Origin of the sequence: Aliiglaciecola sp. 2_MG-2023, assembly GCF_030548145.1 — a bacterium.
Taxonomy (GTDB): Bacteria; Pseudomonadota; Gammaproteobacteria; order Enterobacterales; family Alteromonadaceae; genus Aliiglaciecola; species Aliiglaciecola lipolytica_A.
The window spans coordinates 1-22,906 of the sequence record NZ_JAUORY010000011.1; the positions used below are offsets into that span (position 1 = coordinate 1).

General features: G+C 41.1%; 19 protein-coding genes, 1 tRNA gene and 1 pseudogene. 7 read left to right on the forward strand and 14 right to left on the reverse strand.

The annotated features are described in order from the left end of the window. The first annotated feature begins 67 nt into the window (after nucleotides 1–67). A tRNA-Ser gene (locus Q4567_RS12520) sits at nucleotides 68–157 on the forward strand. Nucleotides 158–598: 441 nt separating this feature from the next. After that, nucleotides 599–2,080, forward strand: a complete 1,482-nt coding sequence (gene yegD / locus Q4567_RS12525; protein WP_368509182.1) for a molecular chaperone — start codon at nucleotides 599–601, stop codon at nucleotides 2,078–2,080. A 224-nt stretch (nucleotides 2,081–2,304) separates the two neighbouring features. Here the strand turns inward: yegD and Q4567_RS12530 are convergent, their stop codons facing one another. Continuing rightward, nucleotides 2,305–3,258 carry a transposase gene (locus Q4567_RS12530; RefSeq protein ID WP_303500568.1) on the reverse strand — a complete coding sequence of 318 codons (954 nt, stop codon included), beginning with the start codon at nucleotides 3,256–3,258 and terminating at the stop codon, nucleotides 2,305–2,307. 442 nt (nucleotides 3,259–3,700) lie between these two features. Further along, nucleotides 3,701–4,636, reverse strand: a complete 936-nt coding sequence (locus tag Q4567_RS12535) for a LysR family transcriptional regulator (protein ID WP_303500569.1) — start codon at nucleotides 4,634–4,636, stop codon at nucleotides 3,701–3,703. A gap of 115 nt (nucleotides 4,637–4,751) precedes the next feature. On the opposite strand from Q4567_RS12535, the gene Q4567_RS12540 reads away from it, so the two are divergent. Beyond that, entirely contained in the window at nucleotides 4,752–5,777 is a 1,026-nt protein-coding gene (locus Q4567_RS12540; RefSeq protein ID WP_303500571.1) for a zinc-binding alcohol dehydrogenase family protein, read from the forward strand. A 49-nt stretch (nucleotides 5,778–5,826) separates the two neighbouring features. Next, complete coding sequence (locus tag Q4567_RS12545) at nucleotides 5,827–6,120, forward strand: putative quinol monooxygenase (RefSeq protein WP_216048365.1); 294 nt, start codon at nucleotides 5,827–5,829, stop codon at nucleotides 6,118–6,120. 140 nt (nucleotides 6,121–6,260) lie between these two features. On the opposite strand, the gene Q4567_RS12550 is transcribed toward Q4567_RS12545, so the two are convergent. Then, on the reverse strand, nucleotides 6,261–6,680 hold the full coding sequence (locus tag Q4567_RS12550) for a hypothetical protein (RefSeq protein WP_303500572.1): 420 nt from the start codon (nucleotides 6,678–6,680) through the stop codon (nucleotides 6,261–6,263). After that, nucleotides 6,677–7,842 (reverse strand): annotated as a pseudogene (locus Q4567_RS12555) (hypothetical protein). Before Q4567_RS12555 ends, Q4567_RS12550 begins: the two are co-directional and overlap by 4 nt. Before the next feature lie 487 nt (nucleotides 7,843–8,329). Between Q4567_RS12555 and Q4567_RS12560 the strand changes: the two are divergent. Then, nucleotides 8,330–9,478, forward strand: coding sequence for a sensor domain-containing diguanylate cyclase (locus tag Q4567_RS12560; RefSeq protein ID WP_303500573.1), 1,149 nt, complete (start codon nucleotides 8,330–8,332; stop codon nucleotides 9,476–9,478). A 73-nt stretch (nucleotides 9,479–9,551) separates the two neighbouring features. Here the strand turns inward: Q4567_RS12560 and Q4567_RS12565 are convergent, their stop codons facing one another. From Q4567_RS12565 to Q4567_RS12610, 10 genes are all read right to left on the reverse strand, one after another. Continuing rightward, the gene (locus Q4567_RS12565; RefSeq protein WP_216048369.1) at nucleotides 9,552–9,839 is read right to left on the reverse strand and encodes a hypothetical protein; all 288 of its coding nucleotides are present in this window, start codon (nucleotides 9,837–9,839) and stop codon (nucleotides 9,552–9,554) included. Then, entirely contained in the window at nucleotides 9,836–11,452 is a 1,617-nt protein-coding gene (locus Q4567_RS12570; protein WP_216048370.1) for a PepSY domain-containing protein, read from the reverse strand. Before Q4567_RS12570 ends, Q4567_RS12565 begins: the two co-directional genes overlap by 4 nt. A 5-nt stretch (nucleotides 11,453–11,457) precedes the next feature. Then, a complete protein-coding gene (locus Q4567_RS12575; protein WP_216048371.1) occupies nucleotides 11,458–11,742 on the reverse strand; it encodes a hypothetical protein in 285 nt (94 codons plus the stop codon). Between the two features lie 102 nt (nucleotides 11,743–11,844). Beyond that, on the reverse strand, nucleotides 11,845–13,980 hold the full coding sequence (locus tag Q4567_RS12580) for a TonB-dependent siderophore receptor (protein WP_303500575.1): 2,136 nt from the start codon (nucleotides 13,978–13,980) through the stop codon (nucleotides 11,845–11,847). Nucleotides 13,981–14,263: 283 nt separating this feature from the next. Continuing rightward, the gene (locus Q4567_RS12585; protein ID WP_216048373.1) at nucleotides 14,264–14,695 is read right to left on the reverse strand and encodes a DUF3293 domain-containing protein; all 432 of its coding nucleotides are present in this window, start codon (nucleotides 14,693–14,695) and stop codon (nucleotides 14,264–14,266) included. Nucleotides 14,696–14,697: 2 nt separating this feature from the next. Next, nucleotides 14,698–16,515 (reverse strand): ankyrin repeat domain-containing protein, encoded by a 1,818-nt coding sequence (locus Q4567_RS12590; RefSeq protein WP_216048374.1) that lies wholly within the window; start codon nucleotides 16,513–16,515, stop codon nucleotides 14,698–14,700. 4 nt (nucleotides 16,516–16,519) lie between these two features. Further along, nucleotides 16,520–17,023, reverse strand: coding sequence for a hypothetical protein (locus Q4567_RS12595; protein ID WP_216048375.1), 504 nt, complete (start codon nucleotides 17,021–17,023; stop codon nucleotides 16,520–16,522). A 227-nt stretch (nucleotides 17,024–17,250) separates the two neighbouring features. Continuing rightward, complete coding sequence (locus Q4567_RS12600; RefSeq protein WP_303500576.1) at nucleotides 17,251–17,769, reverse strand: nuclear transport factor 2 family protein; 519 nt, start codon at nucleotides 17,767–17,769, stop codon at nucleotides 17,251–17,253. Between the two features lie 131 nt (nucleotides 17,770–17,900). Further along, nucleotides 17,901–20,123, reverse strand: coding sequence for a TonB-dependent receptor (locus Q4567_RS12605; RefSeq protein WP_303500666.1), 2,223 nt, complete (start codon nucleotides 20,121–20,123; stop codon nucleotides 17,901–17,903). Between the two features lie 393 nt (nucleotides 20,124–20,516). Then, nucleotides 20,517–21,161: a peptidylprolyl isomerase gene (locus Q4567_RS12610; RefSeq protein WP_303500577.1), complete on the reverse strand. Its 645-nt coding sequence runs from the start codon at nucleotides 21,159–21,161 to the stop codon at nucleotides 20,517–20,519. Between the two features lie 212 nt (nucleotides 21,162–21,373). Here Q4567_RS12610 and Q4567_RS12615 point away from each other — a divergent pair, with 212 nt between their 5' ends. Further along, a complete protein-coding gene (locus Q4567_RS12615) occupies nucleotides 21,374–22,024 on the forward strand; it encodes a hypothetical protein (protein WP_303500579.1) in 651 nt (216 codons plus the stop codon). Next, entirely contained in the window at nucleotides 22,017–22,817 is an 801-nt protein-coding gene (locus Q4567_RS12620; RefSeq protein WP_216048378.1) for a DUF3307 domain-containing protein, read from the forward strand. Before Q4567_RS12615 ends, Q4567_RS12620 begins: the two co-directional genes overlap by 8 nt. Nucleotides 22,818–22,906 lie beyond the last annotated feature (89 nt).

Below are 22,906 nucleotides of genomic sequence, written 5' to 3' on the forward strand. Positions count from 1 at the left end.
GACTGGGTGCCGATCATCATGGATGTGTTAGCTCTGAGATAATTTCGAAGAGCAAGTGAAACAATTTGGAGAGGTGGCTGAGTGGCTGAAGGCGCACGCCTGGAAAGTGTGTTTAGGGTTAAACCTAACGAGGGTTCGAATCCCTCTCTCTCCGCCAAATTTATCAAAAAACCAGCAACTTAGTTGCTGGTTTTTTTGTTTGGGATCAATTTGGGATCAGTTCCACTAAGTTCAGATATGTTTGTTCCATTGTTTTCACTATGCAATAAAGTCATGGACAGGCATATTTTTAAAGTCATGGACAGGCATAAACTCATGGACAGGCATATTTTAAGATAGTAGGAATTGTTGAAATCAAAACCTTCGGGGTCAGCTCCCTTTGATTTCAGAGTAAATGATTTCCATCTTTCTCAAAACCTGTGGGATCTGGCCCCGCTGATTTCGTAGGCGCAGGGGTCTTTTGCCAGTGTCTAAGCCCACGTATTTTATAAAATCCAACTTTTCAGTAACAAACAATGACCCGGTTAGCAAAAATAATGCTTTTTACTTTAGTGTGATTAGTCGGCTAATTTTGGGGGTTGACTTTAATGAGTATCGAGTGAAATTAAACAGTAAAAATAAAGAGAATAAAATGTTCGCAGGTTTAGATTTTGGTACGTCTAATTGTTCCATTGGTATAATAGAACAAAGTGAACCTGCTCTTATTCCTCTTGAAGATGGCGAAACCACGATTCCTTCTTGTGTATTTTTAGAGCATGGAGTTATTAAACCAGAAAAAGTATCGGAGACAGATTTATTAGCTCGTGTGGAAGCAGAAAAAGCGGTACAAACCAAAAGAGCTAAAAGTGAAACAGACGCGCGGGTTTTCACCGATGCTGAACTAATTAATATTTTTCGCAAAATAATCAGAGCTGAAAATCGCGAAGATGCTAAAACTGATCAACGTATGAAAACCGTAATGGAAGCGCTGGAGTTGAGCGACGATATTATTATTGGTCGAGAAGCGGAATTAGCGCACATTACAAATCCTGAAAATGGCTTTTACATTAAGTCGCCCAAATCTTTTTTAGGTGCAAAAATCACCAAAGCTCAACAAGCCATATTTGCATCTGTTATTGAGAAAATGCTGGCGTTTATAAAAGAAGAATCTGAATATATAAAGGGCATTGAGCTGGAGAGTGTTGTTATTGGCAGGCCCGTTAATTTTCATGGTTTACAAGAAAAAGACGGAAATAGTCAAGCCCTTAGTATTCTTACCTCAGCGGCCAAAAAAGTGGGTTTTAAAGATATTGAATTTTTAATGGAACCACTTGCAGCAGCATACGATTATGAAAGACAGTTAAGTCAAGATAAAGTGGTGCTTATTATTGATTTAGGTGGCGGTACAACAGACTGTTCGGTGGTTAAACTAGGACCCAGTTATATAAGCAGCGATATTCGAGAGAGTAATATTCTTGGTTGCTCAGGAAAACGGATAGGGGGCATTGATATTGACAACAAACTAGCGCTAATGGGGATAATGCCGCACTTTGGTAAAGATATTATATTAACTAACGACCTGCCGATTCCTCCCACATTATTCAGGCAGGCTGTGTGTGTTAATGATGTCGCTGCGCAGCGTGAGTTTAATTCAAATAGAACCGGTGTGGAATTGCAACGATATTGTTTTATGTCTTTGGATAATAGAATCGAGCGATTAAAAAAGTTGCGTGACGACAAACTAGGGCTCAAATTAAATAAGAGTTCTGAATTAACCAAAATAGCACTTTCAACCAACAATTTGACCGAGGTTAATCTCGATTATATTGAATCAAATTTACAAATCTCGGTTAGCCGAGATCAACTAGGTGATGCCATCAGTGGCGAATTAAAGCAAATTGAGTCTATCGTGAATGAGTCTTTACTGCAGTCAGGCGCTAAACCCGACACCATTTTTGTAACCGGCGGTACTGCAATTTCACCCGTCATCAAACAATGGATAAGCGCTATGTTCCCCGATACTGAGATTGTCATTGGGAACCATTTTGGTAGCGTTACAACTGGCCTAATTACCCATGCCCAACGCATATTTGGGAACTAAATCAGTAAATCATGGACAGGCATTTTTAAAGGTAGTGAAAAAAGAGGCCTATAACTTTTACTGGAGTCTGATGAAAAGTATTAATGCGTTCGTAATTTAGATAAATACCTATGGAATCATCGGTTTCTGGGAAATGGGCGCTATTGAGCTGAATTTAGTGTAGGTTGAGGCCTGTCTCTTGTGCAAAGAAACAATTGAAATGAAAAGCGGCTTTAGTGGAATCGTTAGCCTACAGAATTTTTTTGCCGACGTTTTCGCTTATAGCGTTTCAAGGTGTCTGATTGCCCTGCAGCCACGCTAAAATTGGTTTCAAAGGTCAAAAACATATCTTGCCAGGTGTGTTCATCCAACCCTAAACGTTGCAATATGGGTGATTCACTCATATCAATTGCCCCTCTTTTATTGGGATTAAGACTGCGACCAGATAGGTCAACCAACTTAAGATATTCGACTAAATCGAACATTAGTCCCTGCGGTTGTGGCTGTTTTGGGTTGCCAACAAAGGGCATTAACGTAGATGGCTGATAACCTTTCTTAAAATCATGAATACGGCGTTTAATACTGGTGTGGTTAGAAGACTCTGGGGTTGTTGCCATTTTTGCTCGTATAGGGTTTAAATCCACATACACCATACAGGCTGCTAAGGCATGTTCATCTAACAGTGCTTGTGACTTGAATCGCCCTTCCCAAAAGTGACCGGTACAGTCGTCTTCCTGATTCGCTTGTCGAGCAATCGGCTCATTCAATTCTCGCATAAACCAGCTAATGTCGGTTAAGCGATTACGATAAACTGACAAGGTAGATTGGAGTGTGATTTGTTCAGCGTCTGTGAACACGGGAGTTTCTTTTGAGGTTAACCTTTGTGAGAGCAAGGTTCCTTTGTGAAGTTTATGCCAACGCTGAGCAATCTCTGTATCCGTCCAATGTTTAGCTTTGTCAGCATTCACATGTAACACCACATGGGTGTGATTACTCATCACTGCATAGGCACAAACTTCGATGGCAAAGACGGTGGTCAAAAACAATAACCTGTCTTCTACCCACTGGCGACGATGTTCATAGCTTTTCCCTGTCAGTTCATCTTCACCACACAAAAAGGCACGCCGGACACATCGGGATACACAATGATAATAAGGGGTATCTGAAAGATTGATTTGTCGCTTCCTTGCCAGTGGCATAATTCACTCCCTGAATTAATCATACTAAAGCATAGTTGATTCTATTTTCCTAAGAGTCTAGTTCTAGTCTAGTTTGTGGCTGTCCATGTTTGTAGTTGATTCTATTTTCCTAAGAGTCTAGTTCTAGTCTAGTTTGTGGCTGTCCATGTTTGTACATGTTTGTATGCAATGGCTGTCCATGTTTGTACTCAATGGCTGTCCATGTTTGTACTCTTTGTATGCAATGGCTGTCCATGTTTGTAAAACCTTGGAAGAGATGAAGGGATAGTATAGCCCAGAAGTAAACAAGCTATTTAATAATGTTAAAAATTTTAAGCGTATACACAAGAGAACTCAATCAGTTGAGTTTAGTGGCGCTGCAGATGGGGGGGAACTCTCTTCGCCAAATACTAAAACCTGCGAATCGAAAGGTTCGCGGGTTTTTTGTAATTGGCGGTAGGAACTACTTAATATTTTCCTGCGTTAACACCCCTTTATTAATCAGTTGCGCAAAAACCTCTGCGCACTTTATTCTGAAATGTTCTCTTAGCAATCGCACGGCTGGAGTAATTGTTTGTCTGCTTGGGCAGATCAGCCATAGTTCCGTCGGTTTGGGGGCAAATTCCTTTAATATCGGCACAACTTTGTCGTTAAGTAGGTCGTTCGACATATCTAAGCTAGACTTTGTCGCTATGCCTTTTCCATTTACACACCAACGCCTAACCAACTCGGCGTCGTTTGAAGCTCGATTACTTTGTACTTTTACTTTTATCGATTTTTCATTGTGATCGAATTCCCAAACGTCGTGAATAATGTCATGAAGTTGATATAAAAGGCCGTTATGGGTGGTTAAATCATTGGGATGTTGTGGAAACCCGTTGTTTTTCAAATATTCGGTTGTTGCACAAATTACACGGGGAACCTTGCAAATTTTAAAACCATATAAGTTTGCATCATTCGGTGTGCCATAGCGTAAAGCGATATCAACAGGATCTCGATAGAAGTCAATATTACTGTCACTAATATGCAGCTTGACGCTAACGCCTGCGTGCTCATGCATAAACTCATCAAGCCAAGGTAGAATTAAATTGCGACCTAAATCTGAAGGTACCGAAATTCTTAATTCACCATCAATGACATCTAAATCCTCTTTCACATTTTGCTTAGCGAAATTGAGTAATTGTAATGCTTGTTCACAGTTGGGAATGTATTTTTCACCGGCAACGGAGAGCCTCAAATGTCGGGTGGTTCGGATAAATAACTCAACCCCTAACGCACGTTCAACTCGCTTTATAGCAGCGCTTGCTGTTGCTGTGCGCATATCTAAACTTTCTGCCGCCGCTGTAATATTGCGAAATTCAGCCACTTTTAAAATTACGTTAAGGTCTTCTAGTAACATGATTGTCAAAAATTATTTGATAAAGATTCAATTATTATGCTGTTTTTGTTTCGTTAAGCAAGCTCTATAATTTCTCCCAAGTTGATTAACATTGTCAAAACACAGGAATATAATTATGAAAGCAATTGGCTACAAACAAGCGTTACCTATTAATAACCCTGAATCTCTTATTGATATCGAACTGCCACAACCAACTGCATCAGGACATGACTTATTAGTTAGCGTCAAGTCGATTGCGGTTAACCCTGTTGATTACAAAATTCGCCAAAATGTTACCCCTGAGGCTGATGCATACAAAGTGCTAGGTTGGGATGCGGTTGGTGAAGTTGTGGCTATCGGCGATTCAGTTACCCAATTTAAACCTGGTGAAAAGGTGTTTTATGCTGGTGATTTGAATCGTCAGGGCGGTAACGCGGAATTTCAGTTAGTGGATGAACGTATTGTTGGTCACAAACCAAAGAGCTTGTCTGACAGTGAAGCAGCGGCTTTACCGTTGACAGCAATCACCGCGTGGGAACTGTTGTTCGAACGTTTAGCCATTAAACAACAGCTCCCAGATACAAAAGAGCAGTCAAAGGATATCATTTTGATTATTGGCGCTGCAGGCGGCGTTGGCTCGATATTAGTTCAATTAGCCAGTGCTTTAACAGGTGCAACTGTTATCGCGACCGCTTCTCGTGAAAGCTCAGCAAACTGGGTAAAAAAATTGGGAGCGGATTATGTTATTGATCATTCGAAGCCTCTGGTTGCGCAAATTGAACAATTAAACATCGGGCAAGTGACCCATGTTGCGAGTTTAACCCATACAGATTCATACCTTGATAGCTATGTAGAATTGTTAGCACCAATGGGAAAAATTGCCTTAATTGATGATCCTGAATCCCTTGATATCAGCAAGCTGAAAGCTAAAAGTTTATCGCTGCACTGGGAGTTTATGTTTACTCGCTCAATGTTTACGGCCGATGATATGATTGAGCAGCATCACATACTGAATAAAGTAAGTGATTTGATTGACCAAGGTTATATCCAAACCACTGTAGGTAAACACCTTGGGACAATTAATGCGGCGAATCTAAGAGCCGCTCATGAAGAACTTGAATCAGGCAAATCGATCGGAAAAATCGTGTTGGAAGGCTTTTAAGCAACCAACTTAGCAGATCAAACTGAACAATATTAATTAGGAAATTAGCATGACTCAATTAACCATAGTGGCCAATATTAAAGCCGCTCCAGGCAAAGTAGATTTAGTCAAAGCGGAGCTGTTAAAGCTTATCGATACTACCCGCAATGAAGCTGGATGCATCAACTACGACTTACATCAAGATAACGAAAATCCAGCGCATTTTATGTTTTATGAAAACTGGCAGACACGTGAACTTTGGCAAACCCACATGGGCAACCAGCACTTAGCGGATTATATGGCTGCCACTGAAGGTTGCGTTGAAGAATTTATTTTAAATGAAATGACGGTAATTAGCGCATAGATTAATGTTAATGGCATGAACAAAACGTCTTTCACCAACTAGCTGGTTAGCGATGTGCACATCGAGCTAAAACGGTGGTTACGTTTTGTTCTATCTATTGCAGGGTAATAGTTGTTAATTGTAACTGCGAAGATAAACGGCTAATCAATGGTATAAACAACTAATAAATCATCGGGAATCGAGATACTGCCTCGCAAATACCCCAGAGTTCCTTCATTGTCGATTAGATACTCAAGCAAAGTACGCTCATTGGCGAATTCTTTCGGTGCTTTTTTACGCCCAGTAAAGCGCATTTGCGCCCAATATGATTGGATTCGCGACTCTGTTAATCCCACCACTTTTGTATTGAATATCACGCGGGTTACGTTATCTGGCGATAATGCGATAACGTTCAGATCATAAGGCATCATACCGCCCATATATAAATTACGTATTTGTTGCCGGTTAAGCTGAATTGATTTATCTGAAATGTTGGCAACCACCACTATAGTTTCATTTGCCCTAGCAACTTGAAAAAAACAAAGTGATGCGAGCAGCAGCAAAATGCCCCATTTTTTCATAGAAATATCCATTCAATTCCTAGTTGATACAAGACCCCATGGCCATCGAATCCTCCTAAATCTTTGATCGCAAAATCGTTACTTACTTTTTCAGCGTCAACGTAGGTGACTTCTGCTTTAAACGCCACGTTATATCGCCAGTCCCACCTAAGGCCAATTTTAGTGCCTTTGCTCTTATCGTCAGGAAAACCGCTGAGTACGGATTCGTAGGTTGCCGCTAGAAAGTCAAGTTCACCTGAAATACCGTAGGGGATTTCATTAGGTCCGTGATCGTAATGCACATCTCGAGCGCCGTAGGAAATATATAAAGTGTATGGATGAAAGTTGTAACCTGCGGAAATGTAGAAGCTATCTATGTCGGGAACTGGACCACTTTCACCCACCATTCTCGCGACTTCGCTACGTACAAAATAATCTAGGTTCTCATAATTAGCACTTAGTTGATAAAAATGAATGAGACCATCCGGATTAAGTGATGCTGCATTTTGACTAAATCCATACTGATTGAGCAATTCAGCAAACTGTGTTGCAGCAGGAAGTTGCAGTTTGGCGTTTCCTTGGTTGTAGGCTGCCCGAAACGTTAACCCATTATAGGATGCACTGGTATTAACTCCGAAAGCCCTGTTACCTTGGTATCGATTTCGCCGCTAGCTAAATAAATTTTATCGTCGTAATAACCCCAATATCCTTCAAAGTTCATCACCCAATCGTGATAAATATATTGGTAATTAGCCATCACCCCTTCAAAGGTTGAAAAGAATGCCGTGTCATAAAATTGCTGGGGTAGCGTTAACCATGGGTAAGCAAAGCCGACATCGATGCTGTCACTGTAATTGAAAAATGGTATGCGCTGCTTGCCAAGTTTAAACTGAAGTGCGGTATTGGACGGGGTATAGGTTAAATAAAGCCATTCCAATCCTGAAGAACGTAGCTCACTTGTGTGACCTATCAACTGGCCGGTTAAATAAAGCTGATCACTAAAAGTGTAATCTGCTTGCAGCCCAAGAAGGGATTGTTGGTCGAAACTTATGCTGTTGTCATAGCCCACGTACTCAGCATTTTCATCATCGAAATGACCCATAACCACACGAGCAAATCCGGAAAACTGCAATTTTTCATCAGCTTCTTCGGCGTAAAGTGTCGGCGCCCAGTAAAGCAGCATTAAACAGCATGAGGAAAATGCAATAGATAGTCGGCGCTTCATATTTTAAGTTTACAATCTTTTTGGCTAGGTAAAATAACTATAGTTCAAAATACTTGAGCCAGTTGTGGTGTCAAACGTTTTAGCATTGTAACTAATCCTAGTTGGCAAAATGTACTGTGAGTTTTACCTATACTGCAACAAATTTGAAACTGCATGGATTATTGAAACGATTTTTTTAAACGATTAAATTTGAGCTATGCTTGGGTTTTGCGATACAAATATTTAGCAGCAATTACGTTAATTTTTAGTCGGGCGGTCTAAAAAAAAAGTTAATATGTATTGAGTCTGCTCATATTTTTGAGATTATTATAAATTGCATTCTGGGCACACAACTTTTCCTACAATCTTTCGTGAAGTGCCATTAACTTGAGGACGCGATCTCTTGGTTGTTTATATAATTTTTATCATTCTGTTAATCTCGGTCCTTTTCGTTGGCCTACAACTGATGAAATATCGCAGTGAAGTTATTCAATTAAGACACAATCGAGACAGATACAAAACTATTGGTCAAATTGTTAAAAGTATTAATGCCGGCATGTCTTCAGAGAAAATTATTCAAATTGCGTTAGAAGAATTAGCCAAAAGATACCCGTTGTATCGCGTGTCCTATTCAACTGTTTCTGAGCAAGGTATTCTCAAAATTTGGCGTTGTTCTACTCCAAAACATATGCCTAACCTCGAGGGGCTAGAAAGTGACCTTAATATAGCGCCAGATTATTTGAAAGAACTAAACCAGTTCAAACTATTAGCCGTTTCCGACGTATTAACTGACCACCGTTTTTTACCATTACAGGAGCCAATGACAAAGGGCAATACTCGCGCAGTTTTAGACGTTCCGGTTAGTCATAACAAAGGGGTAGTAGGCTTGTTTTGTTTGGACTCAAGCGAAAAGCATGAGTGGACTGTCGAAGAGATTAAAATGGTGTCCGAAATAGCTGAGTTTATGGAAATAGCAATTAAACAAGCTGACTACCTTAAGCACAAAGAAGATATGGCTATTCAATTAGAAGATTATAATAAGCGCTTGGAAATAGAAGTTAGAGAACAAACCAAAGAACTACAATACGCCAAACAAACAGCAGAGCAACTTGCCATGACTGACGAGTTGACCCAATTACCTAATAGACGCGCTTTTTTCTCAGCCGGTGAACAACTTTATTTACAAGCCAAACGACATGCTAGCTCGTTTTGTGTGGTCACCTTTGATATCGATAAGTTTAAAGACATCAATGACAACTACGGCCATGAACTAGGCGATATCGCGCTAAAAGAGATGGGTGAGGTGTTAACCTCAATATCACGCTCCTCCGACATCATTGGCCGTATTGGCGGTGAAGAGTTTGCAATGATATTAGCTGATACAGAAATCGCTGGGGCTATTCAATTTGCTGAACGCTTGCGGGTACTTACCCAGCAAAATACTATGAACACTTCTAAGGGCGAAATTCAATTCACTATTTCAACAGGCGTTGCACAATTTAGTGAGCAAGACGACTCATTGAAATCAGTCATAGCTAGAGCCGATACCGCGCTTTTTGTGGCAAAAGAACGAGGCCGAAATTTAGTAATATCAGAACTCCAGGTTAAACGTTAATTTTCATAATAAGTTTAAAACTCGCCTCTTAGATGTTTTAGTTTTGCGAGCTTGCTTATATTTCATCATTCATTTAAACCACAGAGGCGGGCAGTTCAGATACCATCCAACCTATTGTTGTTACCGCCCCTGAATACATCAATATGCCGGCATAATTGCTCATGATTATTAGCGGAATAAATGGCAGAGCTAAACTCCATGCCAGTAACTTTCTGTGCATAGGCGATAAGGTTAAGCTGCGGGACGTTTTGTTGTTGGTTTTGTTGGACAGTTGCTTGCGCCTTGGGTCGGTGAGGGCAAGCAAAAAAATAACCAGTAAGCTGAACGCGATAAAAGGAAGCGTCATAATTAAATGGTTCATTTTCTCACCTCTACATCAGATATGGTTGGAGTCCAAACATCACTTTCTTGGCTTTCCTGTTGACATTTTTTATGCAGAGCGAAAAAGCACCAAAGAGCGCAGGTAAGCAGTGCAAAGTCGATAAACAACATGTCCATCATGTTGAATTTCAAGGCCTCTAACCAACCTACATGTGAGCTGCTAAAGCGTAATACCGGTAATATTAAACAGAAGATCCCATTTCCTGCCAGCAATAAAATTTTGAGTTGTTTGAGGTTCTTCATAGACAAGCTAACTAAACTAATTAATGCGGCGGCAATCACGAACGAATATTGGGTCCATAAGCTTTGACTCGCCCCCATATTGCCACTAACAAAAAAGCCAAAGGCACTGACTAGTGAACACAGGGGAAGGCCATAAAAACCCCACACGCACATTCGGCTAAACCAGCGCCAACTGGTTTGGCTTTTTTCATTTCTATGAGCATAAAGTTGTAGACCTGTGATAGTCACGTAACAAGCGGCTACGCCTAGACTTATCCACACAATTTTCGACATTAGCCCGGCAAAGGTACCAAAGTGAATGGGATAAATTAATGACAAAATATCACTTGATACTGAGGGTACAGTGCCGACTAAGGGTTTGTGCTCAATGAAATCACCATTAGTGCCATCATAAACTAATTGTTCGTATCCAACCTTGCCTTCATTTGGCATAAAGAAAGCCAGTAAACTAGCCGACTCTGTGCCCATATGAGAGATGGACAAATAAGAGGGGACTGATGATTGTCGTGCTGCTGCATCTCTGACCATAGTTGTAAAATTAGCAGAAGTCATTGGTGCTTCGCTTTTGTGCTGTTGCTCGCCTACCAAAGCATACATAAGTGCTTCTTGATCACCGCCAAATGCCACCATTCCCATGGCAGGCAAACCAAACGCAGTGGAAAAACTGAAAAAGCTGCCGGTGAACGCCAATAAAATAGCGAACGGAATACTCCAGGTGCCTGCCACTGTATGAGAGTCACGTTTGAGGGGCTGGCCGTCACGTTGCTTGCGAATCGAAAACATATCGGTAAACAAATGACGGTGCATCATAAATCCAGACACAGAAGCAATTAACATTGCCAGCCCTAAAATCCCGGTGAGTATTAGCCCCCACGGAGCCGGAATATGCAATTCAGTATGTATGGAAACTAAAAATCGACTTAAGGCATAGGTATCGTCTTGGGCGAATATCTCGCTACCAAAACCGGTTTCTTTTGAGATGGTTTGACCCTGAGAATTAACTAAATACTGAACGCCATACTCGTCCATATCACCCGATGGATTTTGCTTGTGGGTGTGGAAGAAATACACCAATTGTTGCCTATCGTTTTCATAAGCAGAAATTTCATCTAAATACTCTACAGGGGTTTGGTCAGCTAAACGAGAAACGGTTGCATGGACATCAGAGGCAACTAACAGATTTTTATGATAATTACTGTTTGACCATTCGCCAATTTCATCGGCAACCACCGCTACTGTACCAGTAAATATAACCGCATAAAGTAACATTCCTAATACAATGCCAGACCAAGAATGAAGGCTAAGTAAAGCCTTAGCTTTAGAACGCAAGGGTGGAGTATTGTCAGTCATAAAGGTTAACCTAAAAATTGAAATGCAAGAATGGCACTGTTGGCAACAAATAATGTGGCAAGCAGCCATTGGGCTTTTTGCAGGTTTGTTGTCAGGTAAGTGTAAAAAAACAAAATCGCCCAAATGAGCGGAAACATAAACATCGGCATCATGATGTTATTCACATGGCCTGCTCCAGGTGGAAACCAGACAGCCATGGCGAGCATAAATAGCAAAGAGACCACAAGAGTAGCGGGCCCGCTTAGCCAAAAACGTCTGTTTTTAAGAAATTTCAAAGATGATGTACTCATGATTTGTTTCCAATTTTAGCTAATATGAAACACGCTTTTTGTGCCCAATTAGGAACGAAAAAAGAAGCCTATTGGTTACATAAGCTTCTTTTTGTAGCTTTATTAAAAGCCCCAACGCAAGGTTAGGCTATAGTCAGTTGGTGAACCATAAAACGCTTGGTCGGTTCGAACAGAGCTAAGGTATTTTTCATCTGTAATGTTGTCTAGGTTCAGACTAAGTGACACTTGCTCGCTGAATCGGTACTGCACATAGCCACCAATAAGCGCATAGGCGTCTTGAGTAATGCGTCCGAAACCTGTTTGGTAATACATTTCGCTTTGCCAACGAACAGAAATACCGGCATTGAGTTTTTCTTGCCAAGTCGGTGAGTAGTCAGCCATTAACTTCAAGGTTCTGCGCGGAATAAATGTGCGAGCTTCATCACCGTTTTCATCGTCCATGGTTAACGCGGTAAAGCCACCTTGGAGTGTCCACTCCTCTGAAACCTGACCTGACACTTCTAACTCAAAACCATTAGAGTCGACGTTTACACCGCGATACAGTGAATAATCAAAGTCATCTGAATAATCATCATCGTCAACGCCGTCACCGTCGCCATATTCGATAAATTCATACAGGTTTTCCTGTTCGGTGCGAAAAACGGCTAAACTGACTAATAAGTTGTGTTCAAAACGTTTTTTAATGCCCATTTCATAACTACGACCTTCAGCAGAGCCTAGGGGCTCAAGATCTTCGTTTAGATAATACTGAGGTTGATAAATGTCGCTGTAACTGCTATAAACATTTAGACCTTCCATCGCTTCCCAAGTAAAACCAATATATGGGCTGGTGCCATCTTCAGTGGTAGAAGTGGATGCGCCCCAAGATTCCCCTTCGTTTTCATAATCAACAAAACTTGCGCCTAACACAAAATCGAAATTCTCTGTAACGGCTAGTTGAATTGAGCCGTAAAAACGATTTAAGGTGACGTCTGTATAGCCAGCTTGATAAGGTTCTGCCCAGTCAGGTCTTGCCACTTCGGTTCCCGTCCAGCCGGGTAGGGCAGGCATAACGTCGAAACCGCTCAGTGCGCCGAATTCTAAATCGAGAGTTTCAGAGTCGGCGAGGCTAACTCCTAGATTGAACGAATGTTCCATCCCCCACGCTTGAAACGTGCCTTGTAAGGTATTGTCCCAAATTAAGATATCGTCTTCTGCGTAAAACTTGCCGGGGTAACCCAACATGCCTAAACCTGTTTCGTGATCTAAGCCAGTATTGGAATAAGCATAAAATAGCTCAGAATTATCTTCGTATTTGGTGTAGTTCAACTTACTGGTGAAATTGAGATCATCAGTGATGTACCAACTTAATTCTGCAAACGCAGTTTCATTCAAGGTATCCCAATACGTCCAGTTCATGCTGGTGGACTCAGAAACCGCAAAATCAGTTTGGGTACCATCTGAATAAATCATTGGAACCGCACCCCAAGTCACGCCATCACTGTTGTTATCTTGATAGGTGTAACCAAAAGTAAGAGTGACATCATCGTTAATTTGACCATCAACAACACCGTATACAACTGTGCGGTTATTCTCGTAGCGATCCAACCAGCTTTGTTTGTCTTGATGAACGACAACCGCGCGGGCGGCCCAGCTTCCTGATTCAGTTAATGGCGTTGATACATCCACAACTGCGCGCATATTTGACCAACGGCCTAAGGTAACGGCAACACTTGCTTGGGGATCATTACTTGGGCGTTTTCTAACGTAGTTTACCGTACCTGACGGGTTGCCTAAGCCGGTTATCAGCCCGTTAGAGCCGCGAATAAACTCCACCTTTTCATAAATAGCGGTATCAAGATCGCCCACGAAAATATCACCAAAGGGGATGCCCGAGCCGTCTACATGCATACTGGTTATGTCAAAACCGCGGGCGTTAAAATAGGTGCGGTCTGTTTCTGTTTGGTCAATGTTGATACCCGTAACCTGCCTAAACAAGCTATTGATATCACTCAAGTTGTATTTCGAAATGGTGTCATTTTCGATGATTGACAGAGATTGAGGGGTGTCAAAACTATCTAGACCTAAACCTGTTGCCCCAGAACTAATTCGTTGAATGCGGCTTTCAACAATACGAATAACCTCAATATCGTTTTCGGCTGTGTTATTCGTGTCTTCATTGTTTAAATCTGCTGCTTGCGCATGCATGCCTAACGCCAACATCAACGGTGATAATGCAAAAGTGTGCCTTTTATTCATAGTGCTCTCTGAATGTGAAGTGTGATTAATAAAGCGGGGTCATTATAATCATTGATAAACGTATTGCAAATGATAATCATTGTTATTTGTATGTGATGTTGGTGTTGTGCTCACAGTAATGAAGGTACTGAGTTGGAAGTGATGTTTGCTGTGCGGTTAGATTAATTCCCTAAGTAAAAAATGGCGGCCAACTAGGATAGATAAACCGCTCGCTCATCGAAAAAATCGACAGGGGAGGTACCGATGAAAAACTTAACGGCTCAGGTAATCTAGTAAAAGTGATCTAGCAAAAGTGCTCTATCAAAAGTAAATTTGGAATGGCGTCGTCTTCAATCCAGATCAGCGCATTCTGACCCCATTGTTTAGCTATATTTATGGCCTCTTGTTTATCAATATTGAGTACTAGCAGGCTCTTTTCTGCGGGCCAATGTCCTTTTGGATCTCGCCCTTCGCCGTTGATGAATTTGAAACCTAATTGCTGTATTTGGTTTTTTAATTGGGTGTGTGCATTGCGGTTTTGGGACTCTGGGAGTAGATGGCTACGAGGATTGTATGCGCTGATAAAGGCCGCTTGTTTGCAGTCCTTTTGATACATTAATCGTTGTAAGGCGTCACAGTATTTATCGACCAACATAACAAACTGGTTATCTGCTAATCCATCAGCAAAAACAACATATTCAGCATTTTTGTAAGCGGCTAATAAATCTTTATCCATGTTCAACCACCTCCGTCGCCTCCGCCCCCATCTCCGCCGCCATCACCTTCGCTTCCCCCTTCGCCATCGCCCTCTCCATTGCCGTCTCCACCTGCTGAAGCGGAAAATTGTTTAATGAATAAATCCGCCTCTTGTAAAATGGAATAATGTTGTACGTGGCCTGCTGGATTTAGATTAAATACTAAACCTTTAAACATATGTTGTGGAATATTAAGGCCAATAGGTTGAAAAGCAGCATAGGCTCGTTGCCACAATTCAGAGTACTTTGCGGATTGTAATTGAATTTCTGGCAGCATCACAAAGGTGGTTTTAAACAGTAGTTGATGCTTTTTAAGTTCTGCAGCTTCCCATAAAGTACCCGGTCGGTCAGAGGGAAGCATTAAAATGTGTGTAGCCCTGTGCATTAAATCTAAGACGTTAGACTGCCATTTTTCTTCTGTACTTTGCACTCTAGCTGCCCCTGCAAATTCACCAGGTACGCCAAAGGTAATGAGCAAAATATGCGGGGACAAAAAATGCGTAATAGCGGTTTCGAAATCTGTGTCACCTACCTTTAATGCACCAGTGGTTTCAAACGCTCTTAAGTACAAAATAAATTCTTTTGGTGGGACGCCATCTCTTTTTTGCTGAGTCGACAACATATCACCTGCCGCTTTGTCTAACTTTTTATGGATGCACACAAGCGCTTTTTTTCTTCTTTTGTATTCAAAATAAATACCCAATAAACATATAAACAGAGCGGCTAAAGCGCAATCAACTAGAAAGTCATAATAGTCAAACGCCATCATTACGCCATTGAGTATTGCCAGCAGCAGTACAGCACTGGGAAACAGCATGTTTAATTTCCCTGCACGGATAACGGTTGGATCAGTAATATGGATAAATTTGTTAGTCAGGCTGTGAAAACCAAAATCCAATAGCGTTTGAATATATTCTGTATTACTTGCATATTGATGAGCGGACGGTAGGGGATTGTTCAGTCTGTTATTTGATGCATCTGAAGGTTTAAATTTAATTATTTTGTAGGCAGGAAAAAAATAATAGAGCATAAAAATAAGATGTAAAAAAGGCAAGATTACAAAAATTGAACTGGGGTATTTTGTGTTTTCTTCGCTTAAAAACACAATACTTTTACTGTCGAAATTCATGCTGAACATAACAAAACTATGAATCATGATGAAAACGCCAATATCGAGTCCTATATTATTTTTAGCATGTTTGCCGATTAATTCAGCGAAGGATAGCGCTGGTTTGGTCTTTTTGGTCTTGGTTTTTTGATAAAACCCAGGCGCGTTGCTAATAATCTTGATTATTTTATAGGACTTTAATTTACCTATTTTTTGGCTACCAACGTAATCTATTACCCTACGACCGTTGCTGTCAGTTTGATTAGCGTTCGCACCATTTTCAAGGAGCAGTTTTACAGTCTCGATTTCACCTTTAGCACAAGATAACATGAGCGCTGTTCTGCCCAACAAGTTAGCTGTGTTCGGTTTAGCTCCTGCTGCCAATAATTTTTTTACGATATCTATCTGTTTGTGTTTGCAAGCGGTCATTAGTGGTGTAAACCCGAAAAAGTCTTGTTCTTCAATATCGTGTTCAATTGTTAATAGAATATCCAGCGCTTGTTGATTGCCCCGTTCACACGCAAATATCAAGGGGCTTTGACCTGTCGCATTTTTTACTGATATTGCTGTTGGGTCTGAGATTAAATCTTTAAGTTCAACGAGGTTATTTTGTGTTATTGCACAGAATATGGGGGCGTGATTTTGATCCGTCTGTTCTTCACCTTTTTTTGTTTTAAACAGAAGATTAAACATATTGTTAGCTGTTTAGAAACGTATTTAAGTTAAAAAAAGCAACCAATAAATGTAGCACCATAAAAATAATAGGTACTTGAGACTCAATGGACGTGAAAGGTTTGTATTTCTGTTTATTTTGCCCCTCTTCTAAGGCTTGCCACTCGGCTGTATATGGTGCTAAAGGCAGTTGCTTTTCTATTTCCAGTATCACTAAAAATTTTGCAGAATTAAGTGCTTTATATAAGAGGATCAACTGACGCCACATGAAACTTGCGATTATGCCAGCAATTGACAGTATGACTAAGGAAATGACTTTATCGTCACCTTGAAAGTTGAAGTAGCTTACAAACGAAACAATGATGGTGTTAATGCTAATAAAAAAACTATTTGTTGTTTGTCGACGATTACTAATATTCTCCGTTGCGGAAACACACATTTTATATTGTTCAAGGATGCTTTCCTGACATGTCTTGTCGCCAACAATGGATGAATTGAATAATGTCTCTTTGATAGAATGTTGCGTCATGGCTAAATTTATATCCTTTTTGATTTAGTATCGAGCGCTTAATTTTTATACTATTCCATTTTTGAAGTCTAAGGTAGCCTAGACTGCTTAATTTTTATCTTAGACAAGAAATAATCGGCAAGAAATAGCTAGGCTATTGAGGGAGGTTTATCGCTTTCGTCAAGGTGATCTTATTTTTCGCCGTGATGGGTTATGCGAATGGGCATCTCACAGGGATGCCCTCTGACTTATTTGTTTTTGCGTTGTGCAAATGCTTTTTTGTTGATCTCAGCAATCTCAAAAAATGCTTCATTGGCTACCAACACGCTCATGGAGTAATGTGCAATTTTCCAAGTGTCAGCTTGTTTAATCACCACACCAGTGCCGCGGAATCTACCCCACTTTGGTGAGACTATTATTTCGTCGAACCATGCGGTGTTGCCACTGTCTGCAAAATTTATATGACGTTCAACTGACTTATACGTCCATCCTGTGCCGCCCTTAAAACGTTCTTTAACGTAGGCATCCAAAGTGGTGGGGCGACTCCATCGTTCCCAATCATCAGTTCCCATAAAGACGCCATTTTGAGTGAAAGCACCAAGGTAGGCATTCAGATCCGCTTGGCTTGCTGAGTAATGAAGACTGTCCATCAGTTTGTTAATCGACTCAGTGTTGTCTGTTATTGCTGATGGTTGCGGTCCAGCAAAACTGACACTGCTGAAAGACCAAAAAGCTATCATCACAATAGCGGCAAATCGTTTCATCATTATTATCCTGTTAAATGGCGGACAACTGCACGAGCTAGTTTTTAATGCTAAGTGCAATTGTCCGATTATTCGCTTATCAGCCTGCTTTGATCAAGCAGGCCAAATAAGCGATTTTTAATTGCGTTAACCTGTTAATAGTTACCGCGGAAGGTTAACCCAACCGTGCGAGGTGTTACACGAATAGTAGCAGGCTGATCAAAAGGCGGTCTGCCTATCGCCCGCACCACACCATCATCGTCGAACAAGTTATTTGCAAACAACGACACTTCAAATTCATCAAAGCGCACACCTAAGCGTAAATTAGCCACAGTATAAGCATCCATTTTACGATAGTTGGCAGCCTCTTCGTTAAACTCAGTAGCACGGTCTCCTGTGTACTGCACATTAAAATACGCGAAGCCCATGTAGTTTTGGCTTAACGCGCGCTCATAATCTGCACTAGCATTAAAGGTCGTTTCTGGTACGAACGGAGCTGAATCACCTTTTAACGCAGATAAATTAGGCACATCTGCATCCAAAGTACTGTTGATGTATGCACCACCTAAAGACAACGTCAAGGCGTTAACGGGTTTCATACTAAGTTCAAATTCTATCCCTTGGCTGGTGGCTTCGCCGACATTTTCACGGAAACCAAAACCACACTCAAAGGAGCGGCTGGTTTGCATATCGCTCCAATCAATGTGGAAAACAGTTGCGTTATAACTGAACATACCATCACTGGACACGCCTTTTATACCCGCCTCGTAATTCCAAATTTCATCTGGTTTAAAGAAGCGTGTATCGCCGCCTTCACGTTCAACTTGAGCCAATTCTTCAGAACAAACTGATTCAGGAATAGCGCCGTTGATGCCACCGTAACGGAAGCCTTTCGCAGCTTGAGCATAAACCAAAACTTCGTCATTTAAACGATATGACACGTTCAGTTTCGGATTGACGCCATCAGTGGTACTTTCAGGTCGAATATCACCGTTTGATTCACCGTTGAACAAACCAGACTGGTAGAACTCGATATTTTGTTTCCAGTTGAAATAACGTAAACCGGCTGTGATAGAAAGATCACCAATGTCGTAATATGCTTCACCGAATAACGCATAGGTCTCTACGGTTAGATCGTCAAAACCGTAGTACAAGTGGTCCTCTGGTGCGCCAAAGGCCGAAGAAGGCACGCCTAATATTGCGTCCGCTCCTGGAACAGGAAAGGTGTTTTCATAAAACACATCTTTTTTATCGGCATAAGCACCCACAGTCCACTGCAACTTATCATCGGTGGTTGAGGCTAAGCGTAGTTCTTGCACCCATACTTCAGAGTCAGTGAAATCGATGAGTTCGTGTGGCGTGACCTCGGGAGGAAGCGCCGACTCAAATAATAAATCTAACGAACGTCTGTTAATGATCGAGCGATCAAAATACGAAGTAGAACTGACCAATTCAGCCCACTCTAGGTCATATTTCAAGGTTAGATTGGCAATATTTACTTCATCATCAAAGCCATCGAAAGACGTATAGTTTCTGGTTAAAAACGGAGTAGAGTCGATGTCTTGTGGATAGCCATTATCTGAATAGTTATGGTGAAGTAGGGTTAATTCCGCACGCAAATTGTCGGTAGGGAAGTACAAAGTCGAGATTTTAGCGCCTTTCGATATGCCATCGTTAAGATCTTTTTCGCCAGTGACTTCATTATCGATGTAACCACCGTTGTCCATGTAATAGCCACTTGCACGAATGGCCAACTGGTTTTCGATGACCGGGGCATTGATCAGACCTTTCACCGAATAGTTTTGTGAACCATGGCTGATAGAAGATGCAGTGGCTTCATAGCGACCACCAAATTCGTTAAGATCAGGCTCGTTTGAAACGAGTCGAACCGTACCTGTCATTGAACCTGCGCCAAATAGAGTCCCTTGAGGGCCGCGCAATACTTCTACACGTTTCAAATCAAACAATGCAAACTCTGGGTTCATGCCGCCCATGGAAATTGGAATTTCATCCATATAAATGCCGACAGTTTCTTGGTTTTGCGTATCGTTGTCATTACCGCCACCATTAGCCACGCCACGGATAGATAAACGGGTTCTTCCCGGACCGTTTTGGTAAGAGGTTAAGCTTGGCACTACGCCTAATAAATCGGTAAAGTCGGCAGCGCCTAAATTATCAATTAGTTCGTCAGTTACCACGTTAATGCTAATTGGCACATCGTTCATATCTTCTGAACGTTTACGAGAGGTCACTAGCACACGCTCGACCTCAGCATCATTTGCTCCAGTTGCGTTAGATTGCGCGTACAGACTCATTGGTGATAAACAGGTAGCGACGGCTATAGCCACTAGGGTTTTGCTCTTTAAAGAAGGAGCAATAGAAAAAGGTGTAGTTGTTTTTTGATGTGTCACTGTTGTGAATCCCTTGTGTTTAGGTTCATATAATTAGTCTTTGGGAAATGCATGTGCATTGACGTATTTATCATTATCTCTGTTATGGATGATTGGTGTGTTTATTTAAGTGTTGTTAATCTATAACTAAGCGTTACTAACGACGAGCTAATAACTAAAAGCTAAGTGATGCCACTTATTTAAAGCAAAAGATAAAACTGCACTGGAAAAGTTTATCAGTAAAAATGTGCTAAGCAAACCTCTCCAAGTGCCTGAATGCTTTAAGTTTTTTTAAAAACTCAAATTGGAAAATATATTTCCCTAGATGTGCCTTATCATCTTAGTCTTAAAACGGTTTTTCGCTTTGATTGAGCTGATTTATTAATCAATGAGAGTGATTTTACTGACAACCACCTGCTCAGTTAATAATTGTCCTTCCACATAGGGATTGTCGTGAACTCGATTCGCAGGCATTGCCGCAATTTTATCTACCACGTCCATTCCCCCAATCACTTTGCCAAATACTGCAAAACCTAGTTTATCAGGGTGGCGTAATCCGCCTGCATCCAAATGCGGGTTATCTAAGGTAGAGATAAAAAATTCTGATTGCGCTGTTCCTAAATCACCACGGGCAAAAGAAACCGCGCCTCTTGTGTGAGTGAGAGTGGTTTGTGCCGTTGATTCGTGAGTGATTGCTGGTAGCGGAGCATCGAAAGGCTCATCAAGTGCCGCGTTTAAGCCACCTTGTAGAACCGCGATTTTCAGAGGGTGGTTATCATTGCTGTGATCAACAGTACGATAGAAGGTCAAGGTTTTAAAATGCCCGCCTTTTATGTAAGCAATGAAATTGTTCGCGCTTATTGGCGCGTTATTTGTGTCTAACTCAATTTCAATATTGCCATATTCAGTGGTCAACACAGCAACCGGAAGCTGAGCTTTTTTGGACGTCGCACAAGCGCCGAGTAACAAGATGCAAATGCTGAAGGTTAGAAAATACGAAGAAAACGTTTTAATTTGGTATGTCATTGATACATGTCAGTTTCGTTATTTGCCCTAGCTTAGCAAATATCACTAAACCTGAAAACCTGAGGAAACCCGTAGGTTTGTTCTGACCCCGCAGTTTCGCAGTTCTTTAGTCATAGCTCGCTAAAAATGTTAATTTAGCCAATTAAGGCTAAATTTGCGTTTTTAGCCTATTTGGGCTAAATTAGCGGTGAGGCTCAAAAGAAGGAATTAGTGTGGAATACAATCAAAAACCCATCGCCGTGATTAGTGGGGATGTGGTTAACTCGACCCAATTAACTGCAAAACAGTTTGACCAACTACTGCAACGCATTAAAGACATCCAACAATGGATCAGTGAGGTAAACAATTTAAACACACATAGTATTAAACGTGGTGATGAATTTCAGACCTTGATCCATGATATCTCAAACGTATTGAGATATACCATTGTCTACAGAGTTGGCATAAAAGCCCTTGGTAAAGATTTTGATAGCAGGATTAGTTTTGCCATTGCTTCAAATGCACAATTGCGTGAATCAGTCTCTGAATCCATGGGGGAAGCATTTGTGCTTTCTGGTCGCGGTTTAAAAGCGTTAAAAAGTGATAGGTTGCTGTTTAGTTCTGATCGTCCTGAACTCACGGATCACTTTGATTTATTATTTAAATACCTTGATCGACAACTTACCGACCTGACACCACGCCAATGTGAAGTGATGCTTCCTATGCTTCAAACCAATCAAGAGTTATCTGTTAGCGACCTAGCAGGTAAATTAAATGTTGCTATTGCTACCGTTAGCAAGTCACTCAAAGCCTCTGGGTGGCCATTAATTGAAGCGTTAAATTATCGATTTGAACAACAATTAAAGGTAATTGAAGATGTCTGAATTTTTTAGTCTGCTGATTTCATTCTTATTGGTTCACATTATTTGTGACTTTTACCTGCAGCCAGCCCGCTGGGTAGAAGCCAAAAAGCAGCGCACCTATCGTAGTGTAGAGTTGTACTGTCATGCACTGCTGCATGGAGTCGTATTGATCTTGCCAGCATTGGTGTTAGACATTCATTGGCATTTGACCGCATACCTAGTGGTGTGGGTAACAGTGACTCACTTTGCTATCGACCTGTGGAAAGTGACTAGCGCGAATGGTGATAAGCTGTCTCACTTTATAATCGATCAAACATTACATGTCACTGTACTCGCGGTAAGTGCTTTCTACCTTGTTGACGGCATCACTATTAATGCAGTGTTAAAACATGAAAAGCTCTCAGCATGCGTTCAAGTGATTTTTGCGTATTTGTTGATTCTCAAACCAACTTCCATTGTGATTAGTCAGGTCCTGCAAAAATATACTCCATCGGGCTTTAATCCAGACGAATCAACACCACAAGACCAACCATTGAGCAAGCAAAGTAAACCTGAGATCACAGGCCTTGTTGCTGGTGGTGAGTTAATTGGTTACTTAGAGCGAGTATTAATATTGACCTTCACCCTTGTGGGGAGTTACGCCGCCGTTGGGTTTGTATTAGCCGCTAAATCCATATTTAGATTTGGAGAATTGAATAAAGCGAATGGTAGAAGTATGACCGAATATGTACTAATTGGCTCTTTACTCTCCGTAGTGATCACAACCTTAGTAGGTGCCATCGTCTCGTTAAGCCTGGGAGTGAAAATTAACTGAAAAATCAAACAAATCAAAGGTGTCAGATCCAACTGGTTTTAACTCAAAGTAAGAAAATCAAAGGCTCTGACCTCGCTGATTTGCCTTCG

Coding starts and splice junctions, on each gene's coding strand:
- Q4567_RS12530 (WP_303500568.1), bottom strand. CDS start 3,258: ATGCCACTGGCAAGGAAGCGACAAATCAATCTTTCAGATACCCCTTAT.
- Q4567_RS12535 (WP_303500569.1), bottom strand. CDS start 4,636: ATGTTACTAGAAGACCTTAACGTAATTTTAAAAGTGGCTGAATTTCGC.
- Q4567_RS12540 (WP_303500571.1), top strand. CDS start 4,752: ATGAAAGCAATTGGCTACAAACAAGCGTTACCTATTAATAACCCTGAA.
- Q4567_RS12545 (WP_216048365.1), top strand. CDS start 5,827: ATGACTCAATTAACCATAGTGGCCAATATTAAAGCCGCTCCAGGCAAA.
- Q4567_RS12550 (WP_303500572.1), bottom strand. CDS start 6,680: ATGAAAAAATGGGGCATTTTGCTGCTGCTCGCATCACTTTGTTTTTTT.
- Q4567_RS12560 (WP_303500573.1), top strand. CDS start 8,330: ATGAAATATCGCAGTGAAGTTATTCAATTAAGACACAATCGAGACAGA.
- Q4567_RS12565 (WP_216048369.1), bottom strand. CDS start 9,839: ATGAACCATTTAATTATGACGCTTCCTTTTATCGCGTTCAGCTTACTG.
- Q4567_RS12570 (WP_216048370.1), bottom strand. CDS start 11,452: ATGACTGACAATACTCCACCCTTGCGTTCTAAAGCTAAGGCTTTACTT.
- Q4567_RS12575 (WP_216048371.1), bottom strand. CDS start 11,742: ATGAGTACATCATCTTTGAAATTTCTTAAAAACAGACGTTTTTGGCTA.
- Q4567_RS12580 (WP_303500575.1), bottom strand. CDS start 13,980: ATGAATAAAAGGCACACTTTTGCATTATCACCGTTGATGTTGGCGTTA.
- Q4567_RS12585 (WP_216048373.1), bottom strand. CDS start 14,695: ATGGATAAAGATTTATTAGCCGCTTACAAAAATGCTGAATATGTTGTT.
- Q4567_RS12590 (WP_216048374.1), bottom strand. CDS start 16,515: ATGTTTAATCTTCTGTTTAAAACAAAAAAAGGTGAAGAACAGACGGAT.
- Q4567_RS12595 (WP_216048375.1), bottom strand. CDS start 17,023: ATGACGCAACATTCTATCAAAGAGACATTATTCAATTCATCCATTGTT.
- Q4567_RS12600 (WP_303500576.1), bottom strand. CDS start 17,769: ATGATGAAACGATTTGCCGCTATTGTGATGATAGCTTTTTGGTCTTTC.
- Q4567_RS12610 (WP_303500577.1), bottom strand. CDS start 21,161: ATGACATACCAAATTAAAACGTTTTCTTCGTATTTTCTAACCTTCAGC.
- Q4567_RS12620 (WP_216048378.1), top strand. CDS start 22,017: ATGTCTGAATTTTTTAGTCTGCTGATTTCATTCTTATTGGTTCACATT.